Consider the following 1,331-nt stretch of genomic DNA (forward strand, 5'->3'; position numbering starts at 1 on the left):
CTCCAGGGCTGACCTAGGTGCGCTGAATCCTGGGTGCGGGGTTGTGCCGAGGGGCGGACCGGGTGGGGGCCGCCCCTCGGCACAGGGGAGGGTTCAGATTCCGGCTGCTGTCGACAGGTCACGCTTGATGGCCGTCAGGAGCTCCGTCGCCCTGGTGCGGGCCGCCGGGAGGTCGGCGTGGGTGGGCACCGGGACGACCACTTCCAGGTAGCACTTCAGCTTGGGCTCGGTGCCGCTGGGGCGGACGATGACCCGGGCGCCGTCCAGCGTGTAGCGCAGGCCGTCCGTGGGCGGGAGCCTGTCCGTGCCCCGGGTGAGGTCCTCGGCCCTGGTGATCGCGAGGCCCGCGAGCTCGGTCGGCGGGTGTTCGCGCAGCTGCCTCATCGCCCGGGCGATCACCGACAGGTCCTCCACACGGACCGAGAGCTGGTCGGTGGCGTGCAGGCCGTGGGCCACGGCGAGGTCGTCGAGGAGGTCGGGGAGCGTGCGGTTCTGTTCCTTCAGCTCGGACGCGAGCTCCGTGACGAGGAGGGCCGCGGTGATGCCGTCCTTGTCCCGTACGCCCTCGGGGTCCACGCAGTAGCCGAGGGCCTCCTCGTAGCCGTAGCGCAGGCCCTCCACGCGGGCGATCCACTTGAAGCCGGTGAGGGTCTCCTCGTAGGGAAGGCCCGCCTTCTCGGCGATCCTGCCGAGGAGGGAGGAGGAGACGATCGACTCGGCGAAGGTGCCCCGCGCTCCACGGGCCACCAGGTGCGCGGCGAGGAGGGCGCCCACCTCGTCGCCCCGGAGCATGCGCCAGGCGCCGTCCTCCTTGACCGCCACCGCGCAGCGGTCCGCGTCGGGGTCGTTCGCGATGATCAGGTCCGGGTCCGTCTCCCTCGCCTTCGCGAAGGCGAGGTCCATCGCGCCGGGCTCCTCCGGGTTGGGGAAGGCGACGGTCGGGAAGTCGGGGTCGGGCTCGGCCTGCTCGGCGACGAGTTCCGGGGCGGGGAACCCGGCCCGGGCGAACGCCGCGAGGAGGGTGTCCTTGCCCACGCCGTGCATCGCGGTGTAGACGGTGCGGGCGGTACGGGCGGAGTTCTCGGCGAGTACGGCGTCCGTGCGGGCGAGGTAGGCGTCGAGGACGCTGTCGTCGAGGGTCTGCCAGCCGGATGCGGGGCGCGGTACGTCGTGCAGGGAGGCGATCGCGTCGATCTCCGCGGCGATCTCCGCGTCGGCGGGCGGGACGATCTGGGAACCGTCGCCGAGGTAGACCTTGTAGCCGTTGTTGCGGGGCGGGTTGTGACTGGCGGTGACCTCCACGCCGGCCACGGCGCCGAGGTGCCTTATCG

The 1,331-nt window shown here is 72.4% G+C and carries 1 protein-coding gene; it reads right to left on the reverse strand.

All coding sequences use genetic code 11. From position 1 onward, the window contains the following. Window positions 1-93: 93 nt before the first annotated feature. The coding region (locus tag EHS43_RS44680; RefSeq protein WP_148104351.1) for a phospho-sugar mutase at window positions 94-1,331 on the reverse strand (1,238 nt) is incomplete at its 5' end.

Origin of the sequence: Streptomyces sp. RP5T, assembly GCF_003933965.1 — a bacterium.
Taxonomy (GTDB): Bacteria; Actinomycetota; Actinomycetes; order Streptomycetales; family Streptomycetaceae; genus Streptomyces.